Below are 13,446 nucleotides of genomic sequence, written 5' to 3' on the forward strand. Positions count from 1 at the left end.
CCCCAGGCGAGTGGACAGCTTCGTTTCAGTCGCGTTGCTCCCCCAATTCGGACGTGTTCCGAATCAGGGCAACTCGGTCGAGTAGTGCCAAAGGCCGATGAAAATAGCCCCCAGCACGAAGACGACGAGGAAGCTGACCAACGCCACGCCCCACAACCCACGACGCCTGCGCACCGTCCGCGGTGGATAGACGACGGAGTCCGAATCTTCTTTGGTGGCCGGTGCGACCAAAGCGTTGTTCGTGCCCGCCGCTTCCCAAGGCACCGGCGGCGTTGCGGCATTGGGCATCGCGATGCGCATGGTCTCGCGCTGGCGCGTGTCCTTGTCCTTCCGTTGATCGGGCTCGTCCACCATCACCGAGGGCAGATCACCGACGGATACGTTGGCCTTCGGCGGCGGCACCATCTCGCGCACGACCCGTGCGCCGTCTGCACCGTTCTCCACCACCTTCTCAGGAGGGGGAGGCGGCGGAGTCGCCTTGATCTCGATGGCCCCAGGCCCAGCTTGGGGGGCCGCCTCTCTCTCCACCGGCGAAATGCGCGGCACATCCGACACCGGCTCGATGGGCATCGTCGGCGTATCGCGCCGCACCTCCACCGGCTCCGGCTTGCGCGCAGGTGTGGCCGGTGTCGTTGCGGGAACGGCCGTGAGCGGCGAGAGAACCGGGGGCGCGGTGACGGAAACCTTGGGGGGCGGAAGGTCCGAACGCGGTTTCGCCGGTGTCGACGGGAAACTCCGCGCTAGCCCCGGCCGCGGAATGGCATGCGGCTGCGACGCTCGCCCCGTGGCGGCAACGTCACTCGGCTGCGGGGGAGCCGGTGTGATCCTCCCCACGTCGAGCTTCTTCGGCGAAGGTGTGGGCGGTGGGATCTTGAACAACCCGCCCGACCCGGACGCTGGCGGCGCCGCCGGCGCCGTCGACTTGGTCACCCCCACGAGCCCAGCCCCCACCGCAGATGGCGATGAACGCGTCGGCGCGGGAATCGACTTCGCGGGCGCGCCGCCACCAACAGGAGCAGGAGCAGGAGCCGGCACGGGCAACGCCGACACGCGCTCACGCTCGGCCGGCGCCGCAGGCATTGCTGCCGCTGCCGCAGCCGCTGCCGCCTGCACCTGGGGAGGAGACGCTCCCACGGCAGGCGGAGCCGACGACGCGAGCCCCGTCGCATCGATCAGCACGCCGTTCGGCGACGTATCGTCCGTCGCCGGCTTCATCGCGGGACGCGGCTCGGTCGACGGAACCTGGACCTCCTCCGACTCTTCCTCGGCCAGGACCTCCGCCGGCAGCACGCGGCGCGTCGGCTCCTCGGAACGCACCGCGCTCTCCAGCTCCGACCAGAACTCCGCCACCGTGGACCAACGCTCCGACGGTGCGAGCGCAACCGCCTTGGCGAACGCGTTCTCGACCGCATCGAACACCGAGATCCCGAACGACCGCGGCGTGGGCCGCTTCTTCGGATCGAGGGCGGCGGCCGCGAAATCCTTTTCTTCCCCTGCACTCGAGATGGCCCGGCCCCGCATCACCTCGACGAGCACCAGCGCGAGCGCGTACACGTCCGTCGGGGGACCCCAGTCGCCCAGCTTGGGATCGAACTGCTCCGGCGCCGCGTGCGACGGGGTCGCGATCAACTGCGGAGCCTCCCCCGGTGCAATCTCGCGCGAGAGATCGCGAATCACCTTGGCCACGCCCAGATCGAGAATCTTTGTCGGAGACTCGCTCCCCGGCTCCTTCACCAGGAAAAAGCTTCCCAGATTCAGGTCGCCGTGGACGAGGTCCTGCTCGTGCGCTTGCGTCAGGGCCTTGGCCACCGACTCGAACCGAACCAGCAGCTCCGTCAGAGGACGGCCGCCCGACTCCCCGCGCAGACCACGGTCCGTCAGGTCTTGGGCGAGCGAGTGACCCTCGAGCCACTCGAGGACGGTGTACGGCACGTACACCCCGTCGTCGCTCGTGGTCATACCGCTGCCGATGCTGCGCACGAAGTGCGGGTTCTCTTTGCCGATCTGCGAGGCGGCCTTGCTCTCCTCACGGAACCGCTTGAGAAACGTCTCCGCACGCGCCGCGTCCAGCCACGAGCCAAGCTTGAAGCACTTGAGCGCGACCGGCTTTTTCGGGCCGATGTGCAGGCCTTTGTAGACGATGCTGGAGCGTCCTTCCCCGACCAAACTCTGGACGAGGAAGTGGCCCGCCAGAGTCTTTCCAATCATGCGGAAGGGGTCGAGTGAGCTCACGCGTGCCCAGTATACTCGGGAATTTTTCGCTTCTGAAGTGCCGATGTCATGCTCAAGGCGCTTCTCCGATCTGAGCGACGTAGCTTACGGCCGCCGCGCGATCATCGAGCGGGTTTTGTGGGGGTGCCACCTGCCCCGCCGTTGCTGTGTTGTCGAGGATGATGAAGTAGAGCCCTTTCGGAACTGGCACGATTTTCTTGAAAGCCACCCCTGGTTGCATCACATCGGTGGAGATGGGGGTTCCAGAGAGAGGGCCTGTCATCGGGTAATCCAGATAGAGCTTCAACGAAGCTTCGCCCTCGCTCTTGGTCATGAAGAGCACGTCGACGGCCACACCTCCATCGACGGTGCCGGTGAAGAAGAGGGCGCGACCGGAGTCTTCCACCTCGATGGGGCCGATGAAGTCGCGTTGATTCTGATGCACCTCGGTGCGGAGGTTCTCGTACGTGATGCGATCTTCACCGCGCACCTCGTACGGGTGCACCGGCCGCTTTCCCTTGTCCACCTTGCCGATGGTGAAGTCCGCCGTGCCGTTGGCCTCGCGGATGACGGTGAAGCCCTGTGAGAGCTGCGAGTTCACTAACTGCCGGCCGATACCATCCGCCATGGGTGCGATCTGGTTCATCACGTTGGCGATCGGCTGCTCGATGATCTGCGTGCGAAAATCGCTCGACGCGAGCTTCTTCGTCTTGAAGTACGCGTACATGGTGCTTCCTTCCATGAGGAAGTCCTGGTCGTATTCGATCGCACCGCTGGTGGTGAAGGTGAGCTTCTTCGTCACGTTGGTCCACGCGTAACCGGGCCCGCCGAACGTGACCGAGAGGTTGCCATCGGACATTTCGCGCGCCGAGCACGTCTGCGGGTAGAAGCGCCCCGTCACCGGTGAGTCCTCGTTCAACTTGAGCGGCGCGTTGCGGGTTGTCATCTCATGGCAAAATTCCTTCAAGCCGAAGGCCATGATGGAGCGGCGCAGCGAACGATTCCCCGGGTCGTTGATCGGCCCTTCGATGACCCCGAGCATCCGTTGCCCCGTCCCCGAACAGGACGCACAGCCCGAAGCCGATACGGCAAGAACGAGAACCGCCAGGAGCGTTCGCATCGGATTCATGCGTATCACACCCCCGTGATACTCTCCCGTCCATGGGAAAAGTAGCGGTGCTAGGGGCGGGCGCGTGGGGCACCGCGCTCGCAAAGGTGTTGGCTGAAAAGGGCGACCGCGTGCTCGTCTGGAGCCGCCGTGCGGATCTGGCAGAGCAGATCAACCGGACGCGCGAGAACGGGCGCTACCTTCCGGGGGCGCACCTACCGGACTGCCTGCAGGCGACGAGCAACCTCGCCGAGGCCATCGACGGTTGCGACATGATCGTGTTCGTCGCCCCCAGCCACGCCACGCGCGATGTCGCGCGCCTCGCCGCGCCGCACGTGAAGGACGGCATGCTCCTCGTGAGCGCCACCAAGGGCATCGAGAACGACACCCTGGAGTTCATGGACGAGGTGCTGGTTCACGAGCTACCGGCGCACGCCGGGCCGAACCTCGCGTTCTTGAGCGGGCCGAGCTTCGCCAAGGAACTCGCCGCGCACCTCCCTACCGCGGTGGTCATCGCCGCGCGGGACGAAGGGGTGCGGCATCGGGTCATGCAGCGCTTTCACCTTCCCTACCTGCGGCTGTACGCCAGCGAAGACGTGGTCGGCGTCGAGTGCGGCGGCGCGCTCAAGAACGTGATCGCGCTGGCCGCCGGTGCGGTGGACGGCCTCGGCCTCGGGCACAACACGCGCGCGGCGCTCATCACGCGCGGCCTCGCGGAGATCGCGCGCCTCTCCATGGCGCGCGGAGGTTCGGCGCTCACCTTGGCCGGCCTCGCGGGCATGGGCGACCTCGTGCTCACCTGTACGGGCGAGCTCTCGCGAAACCGCACGGTGGGCATGGAGCTCGGGAAAGGTCGCAAGCTCACGGACATCCTCCGCGCCCTCGGTCACGTCGCCGAGGGCGTGCGCACCACCAAGAGCGCGCGCGACTTGAGCGTGAAGATGGGTGTCGATATGCCCATCACGCGCGAAGTGTACAATGTCCTTTATGAAGGGAAATCAGTGGAAAAGGGCGTTGTCGATCTGATGTCACTTCCACTTGGGCCCGAATTTTCTCCGATGTGACCTGTCGAAAGTATGTAACGGTCCTTCGCGTGTCCGCTGTGCGAGGACGGCGGCAGCGGGACAGACCGGCGGGACCGGCGCGATGTGGGGTTCAGAAGGCAAGATCGCATGAACGTTCGGCGATCCTCGCGCGCGCGAGGGACCAACGCGCCGGCCTCGCCGGGTTTGTCCCGCTGCCGCTGCTAGGCTGCCAAGCGCTCGCAAACCGGGACAAACCATCGAATGTTGCGGTACGTCGAACTGAACTACGATAGAGGCATTTCCATGCCTGGACTTTGCTTGAGCTTCCCGCACCGCGCCGTGATCGCGGCAGGTATTTCCACCTTCGTGTTGGCGTTTGGACACGGGGACGCCCACGCGCAATACGCGCAACCGGGATATGGCCAACCGCCGCCTCCAGGCTACGGGCAACCACAGCCCGGATATGGGCAAGCGCCGCCGCCTCCAGGCTACGGGCAACCGCCGCCTCCAGGATATGGATATGGCCAACCCCCATATGGCCAACAACCTTATCCCTCTTATCCGCAACCATCGTCGTCGAAGAGCAATAAGCGCGGCAGCGAGGAGATGGGCTTTCTCTACGGAATGAGCCTGGCCTACGGCGTCGGCACGGGCATCTGGATCGATGCACTGGGAAAGGTCACCGATCCGGGTCTCGCCATCCTCGCGCCCATCGGCTTCGGCGCGGCATTCCCCATCGGTGTCTACTTTTGGGACAACTACGACAAATTCAATCGGGGCGTCCCGTCGTCCATGGCCACGGGGCTCGCGCTCGGCGCGGTCGAGGGCATGGCCATTTCAGGCCTTCACTGGCAGCACACCGGCGGCAACGCGTTCACCTCGAAGAGCTTCCAGGGCTACACCACGCTCACCTTCCTGTCGGCCACCGGGGGTGGCATCGGCGGCTACTTCTTCGGAGAGTGGTTGAGACCCGATCCACGTAGCCTGGCTTTTATTGCCAGTGGGTCGGCCTGGGGAGCCATCGCCGGAACGATGCTCGGTGCGGGTGCGAGCACCGGGGATTGGAAAGATGCAGCCAGCATCGTCGGCTTCCTCGGCTACAACGCCGGTATCGTGGCCACTGGCGCGCTATCGACCTTCTACGTCCCCTCGTACAACTCACTTAAATATATGTGGCTCGGCTACGTGGCCGGAACCGCCCTGTCGTCCGTCGTTTATTTCTTCTACATCGGCTCCGATTCGAACCCGAGGCATGGCCTCATCGCCAACGCGGCCGGCGGGCTCGCAGGCCTTGGCCTCGCAGCGGTTCTCGCCTCCGATTTGAAGGATGATGGCGATCGCCGGAGTGGCTACTTCAAGGCTCCGTTTCAACTCGGAATGACGCCAGTACCCGCTTTACCAGGCATGTCGATGTCATCGTCACCGGGCGGCACGATGATCTCCGCATTCGGTGAATTTTAGAAGCGTCACGCGAATGCTGGCGGCCCCGCGAGCGGGGCCCGGGCGAAAACCCAAGTTAAAGAAGGGTCACTTTGGATCGGGCTCCGGCAACGTTCCGGCGTCTCCGGCCGAGGTCTCCGTTTCTGGCACATCCGGTGTCAACGGCGGCTTTTCTTTCCCGCCACAAGCGAACAATGCCAGCGTGGTGGCAATCATCAGCAGACCGAACCGGTATTTCCGGTATTTCATGCAACGCGTCCCTTCTTTCTGCACACCTAGGCACAGCGGGTGAGGACTGTGCGTACCGGGGCATGAAGGACGTGCCCATACACGATCTGATCCATACAAAACACGAAAGGGCCCCCTTTCCAGGAGGCCCTTCGTGCAATCATTTGCGTTAGGCAAACGACGGTAAGTCGTTCCTCACTTGGCGGGCGGGGTCGTCGGCGCAGCAGAGCTGGCCGGAGCCGCAGAACCCGACGACGCCGGAGCGGCCGAGCCAGCGGCAGCCGGATCGCTCGGGCTGGTCGTCGTGGTCGTGGTCGACGACGGATCCGACGCCGGCTTTTCCCCACCGCAAGCCACCATGCCCAACGCAATCGCGGCAAAAATCGCTGCCTTCTTCATGGAAATCTCCTCCTCGATGTACTTCTCAAATGAGCGAGGCCTCTATTTCGCTCACCGAGACACGGCAGTCAATTGAGAAATCGTAAACACGCCCGTGTCCCGACCGCTTGCTTAACGCTTCGAGGGCCCATCTGGCGTGAGAGCACGATATATAGATCGTAGCCCGCACACTGCCGACTGCAGCCGCGCTGGTGTCTGGGTCCGAATGCCATGCCGACATTGAAATGGTTTCCTCCGCAAGGTTCTCCCCGCGTATTTTCCCTGTTCAAGCCCGTCTCCACGATCGGGCGTGCGCTCGGCAACGATGTTGCCGTGTCGACACCAGGCATCGCCGAAACACACGCGCAAATTCTCTTCGACGGTCGTGACTTCAATCTGGAAGAAGTCGACCGTGCGGGAGAAATTCTCATCAACGGCAAGAAGAAACGGCGCGCGCGGTTGGTCCACGGCGACCGTCTCACGCTCGGCGATGCCGAACTTCAGTTCAGCGTCTTCGACGAGCCGCGCGCGGAGCCGCAGGACCCGGTTTCGGCGCGAAAACCCGGTGCGCCGGAGACCGCGGACACCCCGCTGGCGGGCGTGCGCAAGCTATTCGAGTTCAGCGAAAAGCTGATGACACAAAAGAGCCTCGACGAATTGCTCGAGACGATGCTCGACGCGGTTCTCGAGGTCACCGGCGGTGAGAAGGGCCTCATTCTGCTGCTCGACGACGCTTTTGGCGCGGCGCCAGCTGTGAGCGAAAGTGACAAGGAGAAGTCCGACGTAAAGCGCCCACTGGTGCGTGCTTCGCGCCACATTCGTCGCGAGGCGATGAACAACGCGCCGAACCTCGTTTCCGACAGCATCGTGCGCAAGGTGCTCGAGACCGGCCGTCCGGTCATCGTGAGCGATGCGCTGAGCGACGCACAATTCGGGTCCAGCGAAAGCGTGTTGGCACTTCGTGTCTCGAGCGTCATGTGCGCGCCACTCGTTGCACAAGGGCACGTCATCGGTGCGATGTACGTTGGAAACGATCGCGTCAAAGGGCTGTTCGAACGCTCTCAGCTCGATGTGCTCTCGATCTTCGCCGGCCAAGCGTCGCTCATCTTACAGAACGCGATGCTCTTGTCGGCCCTGCGCGCGGACAAGGACCGACTCTCCGCGGAGCTGAAAGACAAGCGCTTCGGCGAGATCATCGGCGTGTGCCCGTCGATGATGGAGGTGTTCCGCAAGCTGCAAAAGGTGGCCACCACGGACATCTCGGTGCTCATCACCGGAGAAACCGGCACCGGCAAAGAGTTGATCGCGCGCGAGGTGCACCGTCGTTCGAATCGTGCATCCCATCCGTTCGTGGTCATCAATTGCGGAGCCATTCCAGAAAATCTCATCGAGAGTGAACTCTTCGGCCACGTGAAAGGCGCATTCACGGGCGCGGTGGCCTCGCGTCCGGGCAAGTTCCAAGTCGCCGACAAGGGCACGCTCTTCCTCGACGAAATCGGCGAGCTGCCGCTCAACCTGCAAGTGAAACTGCTGCGCGCGCTGCAAGAGCGCGTGGTGTTCCGCGTGGGTGATTCGCGTCCGGAAAAAGTGGATATCCGCATCGTGGCCGCCACGAACCGCATTCTCGAAGAAGAGATTCGCGCGGGGCGCTTCCGCGAAGATTTGTATTACCGACTCAACGTCGTGAATATCTATCTTCCACCGCTTCGCGAGCGCGGGGACGACGTTCTCATCATCGCCAAAGCGCTCTTGTCGAAATACGCCGACGAGCTCTCCTCGAAGATCGTCGGGTTTACGCCGCAGGCTTTGGCGGCCATCAAAAAGCAAATGTGGCCGGGCAACATTCGGCAGCTGGAAAATCGAATCAAGAAAGCGTTGGTGCTCTGCGAGAAAACGCTATTGGGTCCCGAAGATCTCGATTTGATCGAGAATACCGAAAATCCCATTTTGCCACTCGAGAAAGCCAAAGAGGAATTCCAACGCAAGTACGTCCTCGAGGTACTCGAGCGCAACAATGGCAACCGGACCCAGACGGCGCGCGACCTCGGCGTCGATCCGCGCACCATCTTCCGCTACCTGGAGCGCGAAGCGAACCCTATGCCCAGTGGTGCGGGAGGAGGAGGCGGCGGCAATGACAAGTGAGAAACGGATGCGCGCGGTTCGTGTTCACGAGCTCACCGGCCCCTCGGGCCTCAAGGTGGACGAGGTGGCCGAGCCCAAGGTCGGCCCCGGTGAGGTGCTCATCGATGTAAAGGCAGCCGGGGTGAACTTTCCGGACTTGCTTCTGTCGCACGGGAAATATCAATTCAAACCGGATTTGCCGTTCGTGCCGGGCGGCGAGGCGTCGGGTGTGGTGCGTCAGGTCGGCGCGGGCGTGACCAAGGTGGCGCCGGGCGACCGAGTGGCCACCACGATGATCAACGGAGGCTTTGCCGAGGTGCTCGTGGTGCCCGAGGCGATGGTCGTGAAGGTTGGCGACGCCGTGGGCTTCGAGGCGGCGGCCGCCACGTTGCTGACCTACTGCACCACGCTGCACGCGCTGGTCGATCGCGCGGCGCTCAAGGCGGGCGACACGCTGCTCGTTCTGGGCGCGGCCGGCGGGGTGGGCATCGCGACGGTGCAGATCGGCAAGCTGCTCGGCGCGCGGGTCATCGCGGCGGCCTCGACGGACGAAAAGGTTGCATTCTGCAAGGAACAAGGCGCCGACGAAGGCATCGTCTATGGCCGCGAAGATCTGAAGGATCGCGTCAAGGTGCTCACCTCCGGCCAGGGCGCGAACGTGATCTACGATCCGGTGGGCGGTGCCCTGGCGGAGCCGGCGCTGCGATCGATCGCGTGGGAAGGTCGCTACCTGGTGGTGGGCTTCGCGGCGGGCGACATTCCGAAAATTCCGCTCAATCTGGTGCTCCTCAAAGGCTGCCAGCTGGTGGGCGTCTTCTGGGGCGCCTTCGCCATGCGCGATCCGGAGCGAAACCGTGCGCACGCGACGCAGCTCTTCACGTGGGTGCAGGAAGGGAAACTACGTCCCCACGTGGATGCGGTGCTCCCCTTCGCGCAGGCAGGTGAAGCGCTCGAGCGCATCGCCCGACGCGATGTTAAGGGGAAAATCGTGCTCGTTCCTTGAACGCGCCGACAAAAGGAAGAATCTTTACGAAGTTCGCGCAACGAGATGTCTGTTCGGGCATCTTCTTACAAAACGCACGCCTGGCGTGCGAACGCTAGCTATCCACCATCACTTCCACGGGTGAGCCGGAGCTCGCGTGCTGGACGACTTTGTGTCTGCGGGGGCGGGCGGCGAAGTCTCGTGAGGAGGAATCATCTCAATGCGGCTGCAGCAAGTCCCCGACGGTTCGAAGCGGCTCATCCTTCAAAAGCTTCACATCCTGGTGGTCGAGGATGACCGGGATTCGCGCTCGATGCTCGCGCGCTTCCTGCAGCAAGCAGGTGCCCGGGTCACCGCGGTGTGTGACGCCTTCGAAGCGCTTCAGGTCATTCGTGCCGTGCGTCCAGATGTTCTGTTGTCCGACATCGCGATGCCGGGCATGGACGGCCACGCCCTGATTCGCCACGTGCGAAGCTCGCCGGCCGCGATGGGTGCACTGGTTCCCGCGATCGCGTTGAGCGCCTTCGCCGCCCACGACGATCGCGTCTCGGCGATCCACGCAGGCTTCGACGAACACCTCGCCAAGCCGGTGGATTTTGGCGCGATGCTGCAGGCCATCCTGCGGGTCGTGCGCGAGAAGCGCGACAGGTCCGACAAGGCGACGATTCCGCCCGCCGCAAGCTCGTAGCGCGTTTGGGTGCGCTTGCGCCGGTGAAAAAGGCGCCCTACTAATGCCCGACCTTGAGCGCTGAGTATCCGACATCACCGGCCTTGGAGGCGGCAGCCCCGGCGAAAACGCGGGCGGATCTCGAGTGGGACCGCATACTTTCGGCGGTCGCCGAGCGCTGCCAGGGCGACATGGGGAAGGCCGACGCCCTTTCGCTTTCGTTCGCCCGCACGAGGGAAGAGGTGCATGCGCGCCTGGCGGAGGCGAAAGAAGCGCACTCGTGCCTGCTCGCCGGCGAGCCGCTCCCGGCCAGTGCCACCTTCGACGTGACGGAGGCGGTGCAGCGCCTGAAGGTGGGCGGCGCCCTGGGCCCCATCGAGTTGCGCGGCATCGGTGGCATGCTCACGGCCGCGCGCGCCCTGCGTCGTTTTCTCCATGCGCGCCGCACCACGTTGCCTGCGCTCTATGCGGCGTGTGCCACGGATCCCACGCTGGATGGGCTCGCCGAGGAGGTGGCCGGCGCCTTCGATCCGGACGGCACCTTGTCCGATCGCGCGAGCCCCGCGTTGGGTCGCCTTCGCGCCGAGCGGCAAGCCGCGCGTCAACGCATGCTGGCGCGCCTGGAAGATCTGATGGTGCGCTACGAGCGGGTCCTGCAGGACAAGTTCGTCACCGAGCGCGAGGGGCGCTACGTCTTGCCCGTGCGCTCCGATGCGCACGAGCGCTTTCCCGGCCTGGTCCATGCCACGAGCGCCAGCGGGTCGACCATCTTCGTCGAACCGCGGGCGGTCATCCCCATGGGCAACCGCCTCAAGATGCTCGATGCGGAGGTGGAGCGCGAGGAGATTGCAGTCTACACGCGTCTCTCGACGCTTCTCGGCGACGCGCTGGCCAGCCTCGATGCTTGCCGTGCGGCCATCGCCCGGGCCGACGTGCTCGCGGCCATTGCCCAGCTGGCCGAGGAGCTCGGGCTGGTCTTTCCCAACGTGGTGGACGAACCGCGGCTCGATTTGAAGAAGGCGCGCCACCCGCTCTTGGCGCTCGACGGGACGAAGGTCGTCGCGAGCGATCTGGCCATCGGTGCGGGGCATGCCGTGGTGGTGAGCGGGCCCAATGCGGGCGGCAAAACGGTGGCCCTCAAGACGATGGGGCTTGCGGCGCTCATGGTGCGAGCAGGACTCCCCGTCGCGTGCGATCCGGGGAGCGTCGTCGGCATTTTCGACGTGGTGGTGAGCGACGTCGGCGACGATCAGAACCTGTCGAAGAACCTGTCCACGTTCAGCGCGCACGTCTCCAACCTGCGCGACATCTTGGACGCTGCGCATCGCGGGGCGCTGGTGCTGCTCGACGAACTCGCGGGTGGGACCGATCCCCGCGAGGGCGAGGCGCTGGCCGCCGGCGTGCTCGATTCGCTCTGCGCACGCGGAGGTGCCGTCGTGGTCACCACGCACTACGAGGGGCTCAAGGCGCTCGCCTTGGCCGACGAGCGCTTTCAAAACGCGTCGGTGGGCTTCGATCTCACCACGATGGAGCCGACGTTCCGCGTCACCATCGGCATCCCGGGCAGCTCGAGTGCGCTCGCCGTGGCCCGGCGCTTCGGCATGCCGGGCACGGTCATCGAGCGTGCGGAGCGCTTCCTCTCGCGCGAGGATCAAAGCTTCGAGACCCTGGTCAAACGGCTGCACGAGGAGCGCGCCGCCTTGGAGCTGGCCCGCAGTGCCGCCACCACGCGCGAGCGCGAGGCCGATGAAGCGCGCGCACGGCTCGAGGCCGAGATTGCGCGCACCCGCGACCAAGAGGCGCGCGTCGTCTCACGCGAGGCGGAGGCGCTGCTCGCGAGCCTGCGACGCGCCAAAGACGATTTGCGCGAGGCGCAGGCTCGGTTGCGGGCGAAGAAGCTCGACGAGGCGCAGCTTCGCGATGCCGAGCGCGCGATCCAACGCGTCTCGAGCGCCGTGGCGCTGGGCGGCGAGCTGGAGCCCGTGGTGCGCGCACGCGAAGCGCGCGAACGCGGCGAGGCCGCGGAACGGCGTCCCCTTGCTCCGGGCGAGGTGCGCCGGGGCACCCGCGTGTACGTGCCGCGCCTGCGCGCCGAGGCCGAGGTGGTGGAAGTCTCGGGCGAATGGATCCGCGTCTCCGCGGGCGTGCTGAAGTTGAACGTGCCCCTGAGCGAGCTTCGCTCGGCCGCACCGGCGGAACCCGTCGCCCCTGCCAAGCCGGCACCGGGCACACCCGCCACGGGAGAAGCGCGCCGCGATCCCGCCATTGCGACCAGCGACAACACGTGCGACCTGCGCGGGCTACGCGTCGATGACGCCCTCGGCCTGGCCACGTCGTTTCTCGATCGATGCCTCAACGAGCGCCGCTCGGTCGCCTTCCTCCTCCACGGTCACGGCACCGGCGCCCTGCGCGATGCCCTGCGCAAAGAGCTGAAGTCCAGCTCGTACGTCGCGCACATGCGCTCGGGCACGCAAGAAGAAGGCGGCGACGGCGTGACCGTGGTTTGGCTCAGTTAGCCTTCCGCTGCTCGATCAAGAGCGCCGCCCCATCGAGGATGCGCTCGAGCCCGAAATCCAACCTGTATATCGGATCCCAGAGCCCCTCGTAGGCATTCGACAACGCCGCGCCCACGCGGCCGGCCACCGGAAAGCGCGAAGCGTCCATCACTTGGGTCAGGATCGGCCCGGTGGTGACCCACCACTCGCTGTCGCTCATCCCCGTCTCACGCTGCACGCGCTCCGTGCTCGACTTCGCGCGCGCGGTTCCCGAGACGTGCGTCAGCACCAACGTGAGCACTGCGTCCATCTCCACGTCGGAGAGACCGAGCCCGTCGAGCGGTCGCAGCTCGGCCTCGTACTTCAGACATAGGTTCGGCCCCAGCGCCGGACGCGGTCCGAGCACGTCGAGCATCCACGGGTGCCGCTCGTACGCTTCCCAATTGCGGCGCGCGATGAAGCCCATGGCCGCGCGCCAGCCACCCGGCTGCCGCGCGGGCTCTCCGTCGTCGGCATACAACTCCCCGAGCACCGTATCCAGCATCAGATCGGTTAGCTCGCCCTTCCCCGGGACGTGCGTGTACAGCGACATGGTCCCGACATTGAGCGACTCGGCCACCTGCCGCATCGACACCGCCTCGATGCCCTTCGCGTCGGCCAGCTCGATGGCCGACTGCACGATGGCCCGCACGGTCAACCCGGAACGACCGGGCTTCGTGTGCGAGCCCCAGAGCAACAACAGGCTGCGCGCCGGATCGGCGCGCTCCTTTTTTTCCGCCACTTGACGTTTC

General features: G+C 65.1%; 11 protein-coding genes. 6 read left to right on the forward strand and 5 right to left on the reverse strand.

The window, feature by feature from the left end:
- Positions 1 to 63 precede the first annotated feature (63 nt).
- Together LVJ94_36760 and LVJ94_36765 are read right to left on the reverse strand one after the other, a co-directional pair.
- The gene (locus LVJ94_36760; GenBank protein ID WXB02456.1) at positions 64 to 2,232 is read right to left on the reverse strand and encodes a hypothetical protein; all 2,169 of its coding nucleotides are present in this window, start codon (positions 2,230 to 2,232) and stop codon (positions 64 to 66) included.
- Positions 2,233 to 2,284: 52 nt separating this feature from the next.
- Positions 2,285 to 3,331: a hypothetical protein gene (locus LVJ94_36765; protein WXB02457.1), complete on the reverse strand. Its 1,047-nt coding sequence runs from the start codon at positions 3,329 to 3,331 to the stop codon at positions 2,285 to 2,287.
- A 41-nt stretch (positions 3,332 to 3,372) separates the two neighbouring features.
- Between LVJ94_36765 and LVJ94_36770 the strand changes: the two genes are divergently transcribed.
- Entirely contained in the window at positions 3,373 to 4,383 is a 1,011-nt protein-coding gene (locus tag LVJ94_36770; protein ID WXB02458.1) for an NAD(P)-dependent glycerol-3-phosphate dehydrogenase, read from the forward strand.
- 264 nt (positions 4,384 to 4,647) lie between these two features.
- Entirely contained in the window at positions 4,648 to 5,805 is a 1,158-nt protein-coding gene (locus tag LVJ94_36775) for a hypothetical protein (GenBank protein ID WXB02459.1), read from the forward strand.
- 66 nt (positions 5,806 to 5,871) lie between these two features.
- Here LVJ94_36775 and LVJ94_36780 read toward each other — a convergent pair whose 3' ends face one another.
- Positions 5,872 to 6,033 (reverse strand): hypothetical protein, encoded by a 162-nt coding sequence (locus LVJ94_36780; GenBank protein WXB02460.1) that lies wholly within the window; start codon positions 6,031 to 6,033, stop codon positions 5,872 to 5,874.
- Positions 6,034 to 6,207: 174 nt separating this feature from the next.
- The gene (locus tag LVJ94_36785; protein WXB02461.1) at positions 6,208 to 6,411 is read right to left on the reverse strand and encodes a hypothetical protein; all 204 of its coding nucleotides are present in this window, start codon (positions 6,409 to 6,411) and stop codon (positions 6,208 to 6,210) included.
- Between the two features lie 210 nt (positions 6,412 to 6,621).
- On the opposite strand from LVJ94_36785, the gene LVJ94_36790 reads away from it, so the two are divergent.
- The 4 genes from LVJ94_36790 (at position 6,622) to LVJ94_36805 (ending at position 12,676) form a co-directional block, all read left to right on the forward strand.
- A complete protein-coding gene (locus LVJ94_36790) occupies positions 6,622 to 8,532 on the forward strand; it encodes a sigma 54-interacting transcriptional regulator (protein ID WXB02462.1) in 1,911 nt (636 codons plus the stop codon).
- Between the two features lie 7 nt (positions 8,533 to 8,539).
- Positions 8,540 to 9,514, forward strand: a complete 975-nt coding sequence (locus LVJ94_36795) for an NADPH:quinone oxidoreductase family protein (protein ID WXB02463.1) — start codon at positions 8,540 to 8,542, stop codon at positions 9,512 to 9,514.
- A 199-nt stretch (positions 9,515 to 9,713) separates the two neighbouring features.
- Entirely contained in the window at positions 9,714 to 10,181 is a 468-nt protein-coding gene (locus tag LVJ94_36800) for a response regulator (GenBank protein ID WXB02464.1), read from the forward strand.
- Between the two features lie 53 nt (positions 10,182 to 10,234).
- Positions 10,235 to 12,676 carry a Smr/MutS family protein gene (locus LVJ94_36805; GenBank protein ID WXB02465.1) on the forward strand — a complete coding sequence of 814 codons (2,442 nt, stop codon included), beginning with the start codon at positions 10,235 to 10,237 and terminating at the stop codon, positions 12,674 to 12,676.
- Here LVJ94_36805 and LVJ94_36810 read toward each other — a convergent pair.
- Entirely contained in the window at positions 12,669 to 13,436 is a 768-nt protein-coding gene (locus LVJ94_36810; GenBank protein ID WXB02466.1) for a TetR/AcrR family transcriptional regulator, read from the reverse strand. The two genes, LVJ94_36805 and LVJ94_36810, sit on opposite strands and share 8 nt — an antisense overlap.
- Positions 13,437 to 13,446 lie beyond the last annotated feature (10 nt).

The organism is Sorangiineae bacterium MSr11367, assembly GCA_037157805.1.
GTDB classification, from domain to species: domain Bacteria; phylum Myxococcota_A; class Polyangia; order Polyangiales; family Polyangiaceae; genus Pendulispora; species Pendulispora rubella.